This is a genomic window from Achromobacter colocynthidis (assembly GCF_057334535.1).
In genome coordinates this window covers 172,184-187,675 of the sequence record NZ_JBHFIZ010000005.1, presented here as the reverse complement: position 1 = coordinate 187,675, position 15,492 = coordinate 172,184, and the positions used below count along the sequence as shown (strand labels likewise).

General features: G+C 66.3%; 13 protein-coding genes. 5 read left to right on the top strand and 8 right to left on the bottom strand.

Annotation, left to right across the window (positions count from 1 at the left end; translation table 11 throughout):
• Positions 1-69: 69 nt before the first annotated feature.
• Complete coding sequence (locus ACE04A_RS02610; protein ID WP_448715935.1) at positions 70-507, bottom strand: gamma-glutamylcyclotransferase family protein; 438 nt, start codon at positions 505-507, stop codon at positions 70-72.
• 149 nt (positions 508-656) lie between these two features.
• On the opposite strand from ACE04A_RS02610, the gene clpB reads away from it, so the two are divergent.
• Entirely contained in the window at positions 657-3,263 is a 2,607-nt protein-coding gene (gene clpB, locus ACE04A_RS02605) for an ATP-dependent chaperone ClpB (RefSeq protein WP_463095514.1), read from the top strand.
• A 102-nt stretch (positions 3,264-3,365) separates the two neighbouring features.
• On the opposite strand, the gene ACE04A_RS02600 is transcribed toward clpB, so the two are convergent.
• Both ACE04A_RS02600 and ACE04A_RS02595 read right to left on the bottom strand, forming a co-directional pair.
• Positions 3,366-5,024 (bottom strand): CehA/McbA family metallohydrolase domain-containing protein, encoded by a 1,659-nt coding sequence (locus ACE04A_RS02600; protein WP_448715936.1) that lies wholly within the window; start codon positions 5,022-5,024, stop codon positions 3,366-3,368.
• Positions 5,025-5,224: 200 nt separating this feature from the next.
• Positions 5,225-5,872 (bottom strand): TetR/AcrR family transcriptional regulator, encoded by a 648-nt coding sequence (locus ACE04A_RS02595; RefSeq protein ID WP_448716118.1) that lies wholly within the window; start codon positions 5,870-5,872, stop codon positions 5,225-5,227.
• A 177-nt stretch (positions 5,873-6,049) separates the two neighbouring features.
• Here ACE04A_RS02595 and ACE04A_RS02590 point away from each other — a divergent pair, with 177 nt between their 5' ends.
• The gene (locus ACE04A_RS02590; protein WP_448715937.1) at positions 6,050-7,270 is read left to right on the top strand and encodes a Tm-1-like ATP-binding domain-containing protein; all 1,221 of its coding nucleotides are present in this window, start codon (positions 6,050-6,052) and stop codon (positions 7,268-7,270) included.
• Positions 7,271-7,281: 11 nt separating this feature from the next.
• The gene (locus ACE04A_RS02585; RefSeq protein ID WP_100856404.1) at positions 7,282-8,112 is read left to right on the top strand and encodes a phosphoenolpyruvate hydrolase family protein; all 831 of its coding nucleotides are present in this window, start codon (positions 7,282-7,284) and stop codon (positions 8,110-8,112) included.
• Between the two features lie 32 nt (positions 8,113-8,144).
• On the opposite strand, the gene ACE04A_RS02580 is transcribed toward ACE04A_RS02585, so the two are convergent.
• Positions 8,145-9,134, bottom strand: coding sequence for a LysR family transcriptional regulator (locus tag ACE04A_RS02580; RefSeq protein ID WP_448715938.1), 990 nt, complete (start codon positions 9,132-9,134; stop codon positions 8,145-8,147).
• 89 nt (positions 9,135-9,223) lie between these two features.
• Between ACE04A_RS02580 and ACE04A_RS02575 the strand changes: the two genes are divergently transcribed.
• The gene (locus ACE04A_RS02575) at positions 9,224-10,699 is read left to right on the top strand and encodes an N-acyl-D-amino-acid deacylase family protein (protein ID WP_485819830.1); all 1,476 of its coding nucleotides are present in this window, start codon (positions 9,224-9,226) and stop codon (positions 10,697-10,699) included.
• Entirely contained in the window at positions 10,696-11,655 is a 960-nt protein-coding gene (locus tag ACE04A_RS02570; protein WP_485819829.1) for a tripartite tricarboxylate transporter substrate binding protein BugE, read from the top strand. The genes ACE04A_RS02575 and ACE04A_RS02570 overlap by 4 nt, the downstream gene beginning before the upstream one ends.
• A gap of 33 nt (positions 11,656-11,688) precedes the next feature.
• On the opposite strand, the gene ACE04A_RS02565 is transcribed toward ACE04A_RS02570, so the two are convergent.
• The 4 genes from ACE04A_RS02565 to ACE04A_RS02550 all read right to left on the bottom strand — a co-directional run bounded on the left by ACE04A_RS02565 (position 11,689) and on the right by ACE04A_RS02550 (position 15,489).
• Positions 11,689-13,062, bottom strand: coding sequence for a sulfite reductase subunit alpha (locus tag ACE04A_RS02565; protein WP_448715941.1), 1,374 nt, complete (start codon positions 13,060-13,062; stop codon positions 11,689-11,691).
• A 4-nt stretch (positions 13,063-13,066) separates the two neighbouring features.
• Entirely contained in the window at positions 13,067-14,059 is a 993-nt protein-coding gene (locus ACE04A_RS02560) for an FAD:protein FMN transferase (RefSeq protein ID WP_485819845.1), read from the bottom strand.
• Between the two features lie 82 nt (positions 14,060-14,141).
• Positions 14,142-14,942: a DUF4198 domain-containing protein gene (locus tag ACE04A_RS02555; protein WP_259246212.1), complete on the bottom strand. Its 801-nt coding sequence runs from the start codon at positions 14,940-14,942 to the stop codon at positions 14,142-14,144.
• Between the two features lie 31 nt (positions 14,943-14,973).
• The gene (locus ACE04A_RS02550; RefSeq protein WP_259246213.1) at positions 14,974-15,489 is read right to left on the bottom strand and encodes a DUF2271 domain-containing protein; all 516 of its coding nucleotides are present in this window, start codon (positions 15,487-15,489) and stop codon (positions 14,974-14,976) included.
• Positions 15,490-15,492: the final 3 nt, after the last annotated feature.

The following is a 15,492-nucleotide window of genomic DNA, read 5'->3' as shown; positions in this document are numbered from 1 at the left end:
GGGAAGCCCCCCACGGGTGTACAAGCGTGAAGACAAAATCCATTGTAGTCGGTTGTTACTACGGGTGTCTTACGGGCCGAGGGGTGCCGGACGCGCTTGCCGGTAGGCGACCCAGTCGTCTTCCGAAATGTCCACGGCCAACGCCCGGTGCGCTGGATCAATCGGATAGTACTGGCAGGGCAGGTCGAGGGCACCATCAAGCGGCGTCTCCAGCCGCGCTGTGATCTCGCGGCGCACAAAGCAGCACGGCTGCCCGGGGACGTATTCCTCAATCTCGTCCATCAGGGCGATCAGGGCCGGGTCCACACAATAGACATCGCCGCGCACCCGGCGCCCGTCAGCCACGGGGATCAGCCCCGGCCACTGGCCGAAATCCACCAGCATGCCGGGCACCGTGGCGCGCGCCACCCATTGGGCCGCGGGCAGGCCGCGCCGCGCGGCGGCTTGCGCCAGATCATTGATTTCGCCCGCGCGTAGGGTGCCGTAGATAAAAACGTATATGCTCATAAATCGGTTCTTCAAGCCGTCGAAGCCCAGCACGTCGATGCAAACCATGGGGCGGCAGGTGTTGAAATTCTCTCATCTGGCCGCATATTCAGGATATCGAGCCAGCCGGCACGTATCGGTCAGGCTCTCCAACAAGCCAAACGACCATTATGCGATTCGACAAACTAACCACCAAGTTCCAGCAAGCCCTGGCCGACGCTCAAAGTCTGGCCGCCCGTAACGATCATCCCTATATCGAGCCCGTGCACGTGCTGTCGGCATTGCTGTCCGATCCGGACAGTGGCGCCGGTAGCCTGCTGGCGCGCGCCGGCGTGGCGGTCAACCGCCTGCAGCCCGCGCTGGAAGCCGCCATGAAGTCCTTGCCGCAAGTGCAGGGCGACGACAACGTGCAGGTGGGCCGCGACTTGAACGCGGTGCTGACCCGCACCGACAAGGAAGCCGCGCGCCGGGGTGACACCTATATCGCCAGCGAATTGTTCCTGCTGGCGCTGGCCGACGACAAAGGCGAGGCCGGCCGCATCCTGCGTGAAGCGGGCTTGCAGAAGAAAGCCCTGGAAGCCGCCGTCGACGCCGTGCGCGGCGGCGAAAACGTCTCGGGCGCCGAAGGCGAGTCCAACCGTGAAGCCTTGTCCAAGTACACCCTGGACCTGACCGAGCGCGCCCGTCAGGGCAAGCTGGACCCGGTCATCGGCCGCGACGACGAAATCCGCCGCACCATCCAGATCCTGCAACGCCGCACCAAGAACAACCCGGTCCTGATCGGTGAGCCCGGCGTGGGCAAGACCGCCATCGTCGAAGGCCTGGCGCAGCGCATCGTCAACGACGAAGTGCCCGAGACCCTGCGCGGCAAGCGCGTGCTGTCCTTGGACCTGGCCGCGCTCTTGGCCGGCGCCAAGTTCCGTGGCGAATTCGAAGAACGCCTGAAGGCCGTGCTGAAAGAGCTGGGCCAGGACGACGGCAGCAACATCGTCTTCATCGACGAGCTGCACACCATGGTGGGCGCGGGCAAGGCCGAAGGCGCGCTGGACGCGGGCAACATGCTCAAGCCGGCGCTTGCGCGCGGCGAGCTGCACTGCATCGGCGCGACCACGCTGGACGAATACCGCAAGTACATCGAGAAAGACGCGGCCCTTGAACGGCGCTTCCAGAAGGTGCTGGTCGACGAACCCGATGTGGAATCCACCATCGCCATCCTGCGCGGCTTGCAGGAACGCTATGAAATCCACCACGGCGTTGAAATCACCGACCCGGCCATCGTCGCGGCGGCTGAACTGTCGCACCGCTACATCACTGACCGCTTCCTGCCCGACAAGGCCATCGACCTGATCGACGAGGCCGGTGCGCGCATCCGCATGGAAATCGATTCCAAGCCGGAAGTGATGGACAAGCTGGACCGTCGCATCATCCAGTTGAAGATCGAGCGCGAAGCCGTCAAGAAGGAAACCGACGACGCCTCCAAGCGCCGCCTGGGCGTCATCGAAGACGAACTGGAAAAGTTGCAACGCGAATACAACGACTTCGAGGAAATCTGGAAGGCCGAGAAGGCCGCCGTGCAAGGCACCCAGGCCATCAAGGAAGAGATCGACAGCGTGCGCGCCGAAATGGCCGAACTGCAACGCAAGGGTCAATTCGACAAGCTGGCCGAACTGCAATACGGCAAGCTGCCTGACCTGGAATCGCGCTTGAAGGCCGCCGAAGTGGGCGCCGCGCAGGCCGCCGAAAACGCCGAAGGCGACGGTAGCCGTCCGCGTCTGTTGCGCACCCGCGTGGGCGCGGAAGAGATCGCCGAAGTGGTGTCGCGCGCCACCGGTATTCCGGTGTCCAAGATGATGCAGGGCGAACGCGAGAAGCTGCTGCAGATGGAGGAATTCCTGCACAAGCGCGTGGTGGGCCAGGACGAGGCCGTGCGCCTGGTGTCCGACGCCATCCGGCGTTCGCGCGCGGGTCTCGCTGACCCGGCGCGGCCCTACGGTTCGTTCCTGTTCCTGGGCCCCACCGGCGTGGGCAAGACCGAGCTGACGCGCGCGCTGGCTGAGTTCATGTTCGACTCCGAAGACCACATGATCCGCATCGACATGAGCGAATTCATGGAGAAGCATTCGGTGGCGCGGCTGATTGGCGCGCCGCCGGGATACGTGGGCTATGAAGAGGGCGGCTACCTGACCGAAGCCGTGCGCCGCAAGCCGTACAGCGTGGTGCTGCTGGATGAAGTTGAAAAGGCGCATCCGGACGTGTTCAACGTGCTGCTGCAAGTGCTGGACGACGGTCGACTGACCGATGGCCAGGGCCGCACGGTGGACTTCCGCAACACCGTGATCGTGATGACGTCCAACCTGGGCTCGCATCACATCCAGAGCCTGGCGGGTCAGCCTTACGACGTGGTCAAGGAAGTGGTGTGGGGTGAACTCAAGGAAACCCTGCGCCCCGAATTCCTGAACCGTATCGACGAAGTGGTGGTGTTCCACGGACTGGAAGCGCAGCACATCGAGTCCATCGCCCGCATCCAGTTGCGCCGCCTGGCCGCGCGGCTGGAAAAGCAGGAAATGCGGCTGGAAGTCACCGAGCCCGCGGTGGCCGAGCTGGCTCGCTCCGGCTTCGATCCGGTGTTTGGCGCACGCCCCTTGAAGCGCGCGATTCAGCAGCAGATTGAAAACCCGGTGGCGCGCATGATCCTGGAAGGCAAGTTCGGGCCACGCGACGTGGTGCCGGTGGATTGGCAAGACGGCGAATTCATCTTCACCCGAACCTTGCAGTAAGCAGTAAGCAAAAGCAGTAAGCAAAAAGCCTGGCATTGAAAGATGCCAGGCTTTTTTTTGTGCCGCGTCCGGCGCGGCTGGGTTTTACTGACGGAGGCTACTTCACTGCGCAACCGTCACGAACACCGGATTCGAGTAGAACCACAGGTCGTTGTAGTTGCGCGCATTGATGGCGTTGAAGCGCGCAACGTTGTCGGCCAAGTCCACCTTGGCGTCGGGCAGCGGCTCGCCGGCGGCGGTTTCGCCGGCCACGTCCACGCCCAGGTTGGTGCCGCGCAGGCGCAGATACTGGCTCTTGTCCGCCGTCACCGTGGTCTTGATGACGTTGTAGCCGTCGGCGTCCACCGTCCAGTCGGCGCGCGTGAAGCGGGCCAGCACGCGCGTGGACGGGTTGGTGTCGGCGTCGTAATCGGGCGTGCCGGCGGCGGCGCGCGCGCCCACGTCGCCCACGATCAGGTCCACGTGGTTGACGGTAGGCTTGACGTAGGTGGGGTTGCCGCTTTCGATGGGGTATTCATAGTTGTTGCTGTCCGGGCTGCGAAAGCGGATGGTGACTTCCACCTTTTCGCCCTTGGTGGCTTGCAGTTCGCCGCCCATGTGCACGGTGCCGGACGCGCCTTGTGCCTGGAAGTCCAGGGCGTCGATCAGGTCGCCGAACACGCCGAACACGCGGCCGCTCTTCAGGCCGGCCACCACCGCCGCCATGTTGTCGCCGTCTTTCCACACATGCGTCTTGGCGTATTCTCCGGGCGCATAGCCCGAGCTATACAGGCCCGAGGCCGTGCGGAAGTGGTAGTCGGAATCCGCCACTGTCCAGATGCGCCGGCCTTCACCCAGCAGCGCGTCCCAGGTGCCGCCCAGATGCGCCACCAGGTAGTCCACGCCGCCATAGGTGCGGTTGGGCAGGAAGGCGTTGGTGTAGGCCGAGGCGTAACCGCCGCGATCCGGCTCCATCTGGTTGCCGACCATGCCTTCGATGGCGAAGAAGACGTTGGGCGCCAGGTCGTTCATCTCGCGCAATTGCGCCACGGTGTACTTGCCCGCGTAGCGCGAGGGGTGGTTCAACAGCATGTAGCTGTCGGGATGCTTGTCGCGCAGCCACTTCAACGCCGCCAAGGAATCGGCATGCGTGGTGTAGGCACGGGTTTCACCAGACAGGCGCGACACCAGCAAGGGGTCGAACAGGGCGGGGGCGCGGTTGGTGAACAGGTATTCGAATTCGGCCACGGCCGTGAGCGACTTGTCCGACAGCGGGTCATCGGTGCCAATGCCGATGTTGACGTGGTCATGCGTGGGCATGTCCCATTCGAAGGACGAGAAAATGATCTTGCCGGCATAGCGGCCGGCAGCCTGCGCGGTCTTGATGAAGGGCACTTCATACAAGGCCATGCCGGTGGAAAACGGAATGGCGCCGCCAGCCAGCGCCGTGCCGGTATGGTCGCGCCCCGACAGCCGCAGATGGTTCGAGAGTGCGGCCCAGTCCAGCTTGTAGCGGTCAAAAGCCTGGTCCAGCGCGCTTTCCAGGCTGACTTGCGCGTCGTCCGATTGGTAGGTGTGCACGTGCAGGTCGCCTGTGGTCCAGGCGCCGGTTTCGACGGGCTTGGGGTCCACGGGCGGGGCGGGCTCGGTGACGACCGGGGGCGTGGGTTCGACGACGGCTTCATCGTCGTCATCGCTACCGCCGCAGGCGCTCAACAGGGTGACGCAAGCCAGGGACAAGGGCATGATGGCCCGGCGCAAGCGGGATACTTCGAACTGCATGGACACACTCCAACGTCGCGCGGCCCGCGAAGGCAGGCCGCAAAACGCGGAACTATGCCCGTGGCGGGTGACGCGGCCGTGACAGCAAGGCGTGGGCGTTCACGCAGCTACTACATGCCGCTACTACATGCCGCTACTACATGCCGCTACGACACCCATGCGCCACACGCATTGCTACGCGCAGCTGCTACACGCACTCGCTACGCATTCGGCGTGCGTGCCTCGGCCAGCGCTTGCTGGATGATGGCGTTGGCGGTCCAGCGCACCACGTCCGTGACGGCGGGCAGGTCCAGGTGCCAGATGTCTTTCAAGACCAGGAACACTTCGGTGCCGTAGACCAGCGACAGCGCTTGCGCCACGCGGTCCTGCTGCGCCGGGGTCAGCTCGCTTGCCAAGGGCGCGATGGCGCGCTTCAGGATGTCGACGCGGTGGCCGCGCACCAGCCTGGGGTCGGCGGCGGGCTTGCCTGCGTTGGCTTCGGCGTGCTGCTGTAGCGACACCATGATGGCCGCGCGCAAGGGCGCCTCGTGCGAGGCCAGCCGGGGGTAGGCGAAGCGCAGCAGTTCGTCGACGCGGGTGGCGGCGTCGGGCGCGTCGGAATCCCAAGCCAGGATGGGCCCCAGGCTTTCGTCCACCACCGCCGCGATCAACGCGCTTTGGCTGGGAAAGTAGCGATACGCCGTGGCGCGTGACACCTGGGCGTGTTCGGCCAGTTCGGCGACCGATGGCGTGATGCCTTGCGCCATCAACTGCTGGGCGGCGTCCAGCAAGGTTTTGCGCATGCGCGCGCGCGGGCCGTGCGGCGGCTCGCCGCTTGCTGCCGCCTGCGGGCTGGCGGGCGCGATCAGGCGCGCGGCCGAGGGCGGGCGGACAGGGGGCGAGGTTTGACGTGAGACTGGTGTCTCAGTATGATTCTTTCGTCTCATTTCTTGATTCTACTGGCCTGTTTGGACCTTCATCGGGACCTTACATTTAGGCCTCACATATCGAGGCGCGCACCGAGTGTAGCCGCCCACGGAGGAGCCATGACGCATTCAAATCAGCAGGTCTTTGTTGCCGCCACCTATGACACCAAGGGCCAGGAAGCCGAGTACGTGGTGAACCTGCTCAAGCGCGAAGGGCTGGACGTGGTGTCGGTGGACGTGTCCACCACGGGCGCCGCCAGCACGGCGCAGATCCAGGCGCGCGACGTGGCGGCCAGCCACCCGGGTGGGGTGGACGCCGTGTTCACCGGCGACCGGGGCACGGCCATCGCGGCCATGGCGCTGGCCTTTGAACGCTACGTGGCCAGCCACGCGGGCATTGGCGCCATGTTGGGCCTGGGCGGCTCGGGCGGCACGGCGTTGATCACGCCCGCCATGCGCGCGCTGCCGATCGGCACGCCCAAGGTGATGGTGTCCACGATGGCCTCGGGCAATGTCGCGCCCTATGTCGGCCCGTCGGATATCGCCATGATGTATTCCGTGACGGACGTGGCCGGCCTGAACCGCATATCACGCCGCGTGCTGGCCAACGCGGCGGGCGCCATCGCGGGGGCGCACCGCATGGCCGCCGCCAATGCCTCCACCGGCGACGGCGACAGCCGCCCGGCCGTGGGCATCACCATGTTCGGCGTCACGACAGCTTGCGTGCAGCAGGTGACGCCGCTGCTGGACTCGCGCTACGACTGCCTGGTATTCCATGCCACGGGCACGGGCGGGCAGTCGATGGAAAAGCTCTTGGACAGCGGCCTGCTTGCCGGTGTGCTGGACCTGACCACCACCGAAGTCTGCGACTTCCTGTTTGGCGGCGTGCTGGCCTGCACCGAAGACCGTCTGGGCGCCGTGGCCCGCACCGGCGCGCCGTATGTCGGCTCGTGCGGCGCCTTGGACATGGTGAACTTCGGCGGCATGGACACCGTGCCCGAACGCTATCAAGGCCGCACGTTCTACCCGCATAACCCGCAGGTGACGCTGATGCGCACCACGGCCGAAGAGAACACGCGGCAGGGCGAATGGATTGCCGCGAAGCTGAACCAATGCAACGGGCCGGTGCGCTTTTTGATACCGGAAGGCGGCGTGTCGGCGCTGGATGCGCCGGGCCAGGCATTCTGGGACCCCGAGGCGGATGCCGCGCTGTTCGCCGCGCTGGAAAAGCACGTGGTGCAGACGCCGGACCGCCGCCTGGTGCGCGTGCCCTGCCATATCAACGACCCCTTGTTCGCCCAGACAGCGGTCGACCAATTTCTTGAAATCGCTACCCGCTAAGGATCGCCGCCATGCCGCGTTTTGACCGTAATGAACTGCTGGAAAAGTTTCGCGCCATGGTGCGCGCGCGCACGCCCATCGTGGGCGGCGGCGCGGGCACGGGCTTGTCGGCCAAGTGCGAGGAAGCGGGCGGTATCGACCTGATCGTCATCTATAACTCGGGCCGTTACCGCATGGCGGGCCGGGGTTCGCTAGCGGGCCTGCTGGCGTATGGAAACGCCAACGAGATCGTGGTCGACATGGGCCGCGAAGTGCTGCCCGTGGTGAAGCAGACGCCGGTGCTGGCGGGCGTGAACGGCACGGATCCGTTCTGCGATTTCGACGTGTTCCTGGACGACCTGAAACGCCAGGGCTTCTCGGGCGTGCAGAACTTTCCCACCGTGGGCCTCATCGACGGCACCTTCCGCGCCAATCTCGAAGAAACCGGTATGGGCTACGCGTTGGAGGTCGACATGATCCGCCTGGCGCATCAGAAGGGCATGCTGACCACGCCCTACGTGTTCAACGAGGACGACGCGGTGGCCATGGCGCAGGCGGGCGCGGACATCATCGTGGCGCACATGGGCCTGACCACGGGCGGCTCCATCGGAGCTGAAACCGCGCAGACGCTGGACGGCTGCGTGGCGGCCATCGACCGCATCGCCGCCGCCGCGCTGGCGGTGCGGCCCGACATCATCGTGTTGTGTCATGGCGGCCCCATCGCCACGCCCGAGGACGCCGCCCACGTGCTGCGCGCCTGCAAGCATTGCCACGGCTTCTACGGCGCCAGTTCCATGGAACGCCTGCCCACCGAACAAGCGCTGACCGCCGCCACGCGCGAGTTCAAGAATCTGAGCTTTTGATTCAGGCTGTTGATGCATGCGGTGGATTCAGCCTATTGACTAAGACCCGGCTCCGGCTTCGGCCTGCCGGGAATTTCTCGCACCCGCTTGCAGCCGGCGGGCAGCGTCGCCGTGCGCAGGTAATCATGAATAGCGCGGATCAGCGCATGGCTTGCCGGGCTTAACGGATATTCCTTGTGCCGGATGATGCACACCGTACGCACGACGGTCGGGCGCGCCAGCAGCGCATAGGCCAGCCCGGGTTCCCGTACTCGTTCAGCGGCCAACGCGGGCAGCAGGGCCACCCCTAACCCCGCCTTGACCAGCGCCGCCTGCGACGTAGTGCTGGACGCTTCATAGAACGGCGCGCCCGCCTCGATCGGCAGGTCGGCGCGGGCGCGCAGCAGCGCCATGATGCCGGTTTCGTCCACCACCCCCACCAGCTTGCGCCCCGCCAGGTCCGACCATCGCATAGTGCCGTCGCGGCCCGGGCGCAGGCTATCGTCATCGGCGCGGTAGAGCACGCCGAAGCGGTCTTCCAGCAAGGGGTCAAAGCGCAGCCCCGGCGCATCGGCCCAGCGGCTGGTCAGGCCGAAGTCCACCTCGCGGGCGGCCACCTTGCGCTGGATGCGGCCGGAATTATCGTCGCTAAGGTAAAGGCGCACAGCGGGGTATTGCGCGGCGAAGGCCGTGGCGGCGGGCGCGATGATCTGCGTGATGGCCGATGGCGCCGCCGCCACGCCCACGCGCCCGCGCTCAAGCGCGCCAAAGCGCACCACGTCTTCGATCACGCCATCAAAATCCGCCAGCAAGCGCATCACGCGCGGCAGGAATTCTTCGCCCGCCGCGGTCAGCAGCACGCGCCGGCTGGTGCGCGCAAAAAGCTGCGTGGCCAAGGCGTCTTCCAGTTGTCGCACCAGGCTCGTCACGGACGATTGGGTCTGGAACAAGCGCTTGGCCGCGTGCGTGAAACTGGATTCCTGTGCCACCGCGACGAACGCGGTCAGGTGCTTCAGGGTGACGTGCTTGGGTAGGCGATTCATTTCAAATCACGATAGATAGATCAATAAAAACAATTTTTCCAGATTGATCGCGCCGACGATACTAGGGGCTTCATCCAGGCAGGACAATCATGCGGCACGAACAGTTGGATCTGATCATTGAAGGCGGCTGGGTCATCGACGGCCTGGGCGGCCCCAGGCTTCGCGCGGACGTGGGCGTGGCGGGCGAACGCATCGCGGCCATTGGTGACCTGTCGGGCGTGAGCGCCACGCACCGGGTGGCGGCGCACGGCAAGATCGTGGCGCCGGGCTTTATTGATTCACACGGCCACGATGACCTGATGTTCGTGGAAAAGCCTGGTCTGGAATGGAAGACCAGCCAGGGCATCACGTCGGTGGTGGTCGGCAATTGCGGCGTCAGCGGCGCGCCCGCGCCCTTGCCTGGCAACACGGCGGCGGCGTTGGCGCTGCTGGGCGAAACGCCCTTGTTTGCCGACATGCACGCCTACTTCGACACCTTGCGCGCGCAGCAACCCATGATCAACGTGGCGGCGCTGGTCGGCCACGCCAACCTGCGGCTGGCCGCCATGCGCGACCCCACCACCGCGCCCACACCGGCCGAGCAGGACGCCATGCAGCGCATGCTGGCCGATGCACTGGCGGCCGGCGCGGTGGGTTTCAGCACGGGCCTGGCCTACCAGCCGGGCGGCGTGGCCGAGCAAGCGGAACTGGACGGCCTGGCGCGTGTGGCCGCGGCCCACGGCGCGCTGCACACCAGCCACATCCGCAACGAGGGCGACGAGGTCGAGGCCGCCGTGGACGAAGTGCTGTCCGTGGGCCGCAACACGGGTTGCGCCACGGTGCTGTCGCACCACAAATGCATGATGCCGCGCAACTGGGGCAAAAGCCGCGCCACGCTGGCCAACATCGACCGGGCTCGCGCCGAGGGCATCGACGTGGCGCTGGACATCTATCCGTATCCGGGCAGCTCAACGATCCTGATCCCCGAGCGCGCCGACAGCATCGACGACATTCGCATCACGTGGTCAGTCCCGCATCCCGAATGCAGCGGCGAATCGCTGGCCGATATCGCCGCGCGCTGGGGTTGCGACAAGACCGAAGCCGCGCAACGCCTTTGCCCTGCCGGCGCCATTTATTTCGCCATGGACGAGGCCGAGGTGCAGCGCATCTTCAAACACGAATGCTGCATGGTCGGGTCGGACGGCCTGCCCAACGACGCGCATCCGCATCCCCGCCTGTGGGGCAGCTTCACGCGCGTGTTGGGCCGCTATGTGCGCGAAGCCCAACTGCTGACGCTGGAAGCTGCCGTGGCCAAGATGACGGCCTTGCCCGCGCGCGTGTTCGGCCTGGCCGAACGCGGCCAGCTCAGCGTCGGCGCCTGGGCGGACATCGTGGTGTTCGACGCGGATACGGTGGCCGACTGCGCCACCTGGGACGCGCCCACGCTGCCATCCATTGGCGTTGAACACGTGCTGGTCAATGGCCAGCCGGTGTTTCCCGCCACGCCGGGCATGACACGGCCCGGCAAGATATTGCGGCGCGAGGCCGCTCACAACAACAACCCCAAGGAGATCAACCCATCATGATGCGCAAGACACTGATTGCCGTGGCGCTGGCCGCCGTGCTGCCTGCCGCCCACGCCGCTTTTCCAGACCATCCCATTACCTTGATCGTGCCGTTTCCGGCCGGCGGCCCCACCGACATCGTCGGGCGGGTGGCGGCGGCGAAGGCGGGCGAGATCCTGGGCCAGCAGATCGTGGTGGAAAACCGCACGGGCGCGTCCGGCACCATCGGCATGATGGCCACCGCGCGCGCCAAGCCGGACGGCTACACCCTGGGGCTGGCCACCGTCAGCACCCACGGCACCGCGCCGCACCTGTTTCCCAAGCTGGGGTATGACCCGGTCAAGGACTTCACGCCTATCAGCAACCTGGTCACCAGCCCCAACATTCTTAGCGTCAACCCGAAATACCCGGCGAAGACTCTGGCCGAATTCGTCGAACATGTGCGCGCCAATCCGAACAAGGACGGCTACGCCAATGCCGGCGCGGGCGGCGTGAATGACCTGGGCATGATCTGGTTCATGCAGTTGATTGGCGGCAAGATGAACAGCATTTCGTACCGGGGCTCGGCGCCTGCGCTGACCGACACGGTGGGCGGCGTGGTGCCGGTGATCTTCGACAATTTCCCGTCGTCGCTGCCCTACATCAAGAGCAAGCATCTGCACGCGCTGGCCATCACGGGCGCCCAGCGCAACCCGCGTCTGCCGGATGTGCCGACGTTTGCCGAGCAAGGCTACAAGGATTACGACGTTACCGCCTGGTACGGCGTGGTGGGCCCGGCGGGCATGCCGGCCGACGTGCGCGACAAGCTGGCGCAGGCCTTTGCCCAGGCGATGCGGGACCCGGCCACGGCCGCGAAGATGGAGGAGACGGGCGCGTTTCCGCTGGGTAATACCCCGGCTGAATTCGGCGAGCAGATCCGCACCGAACGCGACCGCTGGAAGACGGTGATCGACCGCGCGCAGATCAAGCTGCAATAAGCAACGCGGGTCGGGGCACGTACCAAAGCGTGCCTAGTACACGTCGCGCCGGTAACGGCCGGCGTGTAGCAGCGCTTGTAGGGGCTCCGCACCCAGAATGTCTTCCAGCGCGGCATCCACGCCCGCCGCCATGCCTTGCAGGCTGCCGCAGACATAGATCGCGGCGCCCGCCGACACCCATTGCCGCACGGTGTCCGCTTCCTCGCGCAACACCTGCTGCACGTACCGGCGTTGGGGCTGGTCACGCGAATAGACCGTGTCCACCCGTTCCAGCGTGCCGTCTTCGCGCCAGGCGCTGATGTCGTCGCGGCAGAAGGCGTCATGCGCAGCGTTGCGCTCGCCGAATATCAGCCAGTTGCGACGATGGCCCGCCGCGCAGCGCGCCTTGATCAGCGCGCGCAGCCCGGCCAGCCCGGTGCCGTTGCCCACCAGGATCATCGGGCGCGCATCGTCGGGCGCATGAAAGTTGCGATTGCTTCGCACGCGCAGGTCGATCTGTTCGCCGACCTGGGCCACGTGGGTCAACCACCCGCTACCCACGCCCAGCCCGCCATCCGCGCTGCGCATCTGGCGCACCAGCAGATCGATGGCGCCGTCTTGCGGCAGCGACGCAATGGAATATTCGCGGTGCGTTTGCAGCGGCCCGCCGAGCTCCAGGCGCGGACCAATTTCCGCGATATCGCCGGCCTGCCAGTGCGCTGCCTGGCCGGTCGGCGGCGTCAACGTCAGCAAGTAGCAAGGTCCGCCCTGGCTGCCGGGATTCAGCAGTGTGCGCGCCGCCAGCCGCCAGGGTTCGTAGACCGGGGCTTGCCAGTCGGGCAGGTCGCTACGGCCGGCCAGCAGGCCCAGATGATGTTGCCAGTGGCGCAGCGCGGCAGGGTCGTCGTTGTCCACTTCCACCAGGTCGAACAGCGGCGTGGCGCCTTGCGCATGCAGCCAGTCATCAAGCTGATGCCCAAAGCCGCAGAAATGCGCGTATTCGCTGTCGCCCAGCGCCAGGACGGCGGTTTGTGCGCCGGCCAGTGCGCGTGTGTGCACGGCCTGCATCTGGCTGGCGAACGCGGCGGCCGAGTCGGGCGGATCGCCTTCGCCATAGGTGCTGACCACGAACAGCATGCGGCGGTAGCCGGACAGGCGGGCCAGGTCCAACTGACCAAGCTCGGCCACGCGCACCGTCAAGCCGCCCGCGCGCAGGGATTCGGCGGTTTGCGCCGCCAAGGTTTCGGCATAGCCCGTCTGGCTTGCGTAAGCGACCAGCAGCGCATCGTCGGCGGCGGGGGCGTTCAGGGCTTGCAGCGCCTGCGCCTGCCGCGCCTTGTGTTGCTGTGCACGGCGCCATGCCCACAGGCACAGCAGCAGCCATAGCGTGATGACGCCAGCGGCTGCGATCAGGCGGGTAGGGCTCATTGGATCAGCGCGCTTGGGCCAGAGCTTGGGGCGGGCTCGGGGGCAGGGTCTGGACCAACGCCTCGAATGCCGGAGTCGCAACGACGCGGTAGTCGTGGGCGTCGCGCAGGATGAACAAGGCCGCCAGGTTGTGGCGGCGGGCGTAGGCCAGGCCGTCCGTTTCGCCCAGCACCGTCAACACGGTGGCCAGCGCGTCGGCCTGCATGCATTCGGGGTGCAGCACCGATACCGACGCCACGTTATTGCGTACCGGCCGGCCGGTGCGCGGGTCGATGGTGTGGGCATAGCGCGCGTCGCCGTTGCCGGCGTGGCGCCGATAGTCACCCGACGTGGCGATGCTGTGGTCTTGCAGCGGCAAGGCCAGCGCGTGGTCGTCGCTGGCATCGGGCACTTCAATCGCCACGCGCCAGGGCTGGCCGTCGGGCCGCTTGCCGCGTGCGCGCAATTCGCCACCCACTTCCACCAGGTACTGCGTGATGCCCAGCGCGTCCAACGCCAGCGCGGCGCGGTCGACGCCATAGCCCTTGGCAATGGACGACAGGTCCAGATACGCGCCGCCCGGCTGAAACGCCGCCTGCTGCGCGGTATCCAGCCGCACCCGCTGCCAGCCGCAGCGCGGGCGGGCGGTGTCGATGGCGGCGGGCGAAGGCGGTTCGAAGGCGCGCTGGTGCGGACCAAAGCCCCAGGCATTCACCAGCGGACCCACCGTGGGGTCGTAGGCGCCGCCGCTGTCCTCGGCCAACAGCATGGCATGGCGCAGCACATGGAAGAATCCATCCGGCAGTGCTAGCCAGCCGGGCGTGGCCTGGTTGAAGCGCGTGATGTCGGACACCGATTCCCAGGTGCTCATCTGCGCCACCACCTCGTCCAACGCAGCCTGGATGGCGCGCCGCGCTGCGTCCTCGCGGCACCCGGCGGGCAAGGCCATGCGCGCTGACCAGGTGGTGCCCATGGTCGCCCCCGCCAGCGCCGCCAGGGCGGGCAGGGGTGAGGGCATGGCGCCATAGGCCACGCGCACGACGGGGGCGGCCGTGCCGCCAGGCGCGTAGGACGGAACAACCGGCACGCGATCGTCCTGCTTAGGGTTGCAGCACTTCGACGGTGCCGGCGTAGGACAGGCGGCGCTTCTTCGCTTGCGGCACGCTGACCTTGGCGTCTTCCATGCCGGCTTCAATCCAGTACAAGCCGGGTTGCGGCCACTTGACGGAGAACTTGCCGTCTTTGTCAGTGGTGAGCTTGATCTCGCCGACCTTGTCGCGATAGCGGCTGCCGCCGGGCACGACGTTCACTTCCAGGTTGGCGGCGGGCTGGCCGTCCAAGAGCATCTGGAAGGTGGCCGCTTCGTCCGTGAACAAGTCGTTCGGGTGGGTGACAGGCGCCAGTTCCAGGCCGCGACCCACCGGCTTGACGGTGCTGGGCTTGCCCGCCGTGACGAAGGTTTCCACGCGGCCCAGGCTTTGCGATACCTCAAGCTCTTGCGCGTTGGCGGGCACGGCTTGCGCCATGCCTTCCACCTTGCCGAAGTAGCGCTTGTTCTTGCCGTCTTCCTTCCAGCGCGCGAACACGCCGTCGTTGACGACGGCCACGCGGTAGGTGCCGCTTTGCTTGAGTTGCAGGTCGAAGGTGCTGCGCAGCTTGCCGCGATTGATGTTTTCGGCCTCGGCGGCACTGCCGTCCGGCGCGATGACGGCCAGGCCGTCCAGGCGCAGCGGCGCGTGGTTGAAATAGAACTTGTCGTTGCCGACTGCGGCGTCAACGGTGATCCAGCTATCGGTGCCCGACAGCACGGTCGATGACGGCACCATCCACACATCATGCGCGTGGGCGGCGAAGGGCAGGCACAGCGCCAGGGCGGCGGCCAGTTTGGCGGCGGATTTCATGTTCGTGTTCCTTGAAGGCAAGGGGTGGGCATCAGGGTTTGAGGTTGAGCGCGATGGCGCCCAGTTCGTGTTCGCCTTGCGCAGTCAGTTGCTCCGCCTTTTGCGGCGGCCACTGGAAAGGAATGCGCAGCAATTCGCGGCCGCCAACTTCGCGCGCCGCTTCCACCACCACGGCGTATTGGCCGGGCTTGAGCGAGGCCAGCGGCTTCGAGGATGCGTCGAAGTTCAGCGCATGCTTGCCCACGGGCTTGGTCGCGCCGCTGACGCCATCCACCGGAAACTGCTGGTTGCGGCCGCTGCGACGCCACCACTGGCGCATGTCCTTGAGCCACTCGGTGCCTTCGTTGTTCTTCTTGGCCACGTCGTACCAGACGGCCAGGTCGGCGGCCACGCTCTGGTCGGCGTTTTCGATCCAGATCGCCACATAAGGGCGGTGGTACTCCGCCACATCCAGGCGCGGCACTTCGATGGACAGGCCGATGTCGGCCGCATTGGCCGTTCGGGCGATGGCACCGGCCAGCAGGGCCGACAACAACAGTTTGCGCATGGA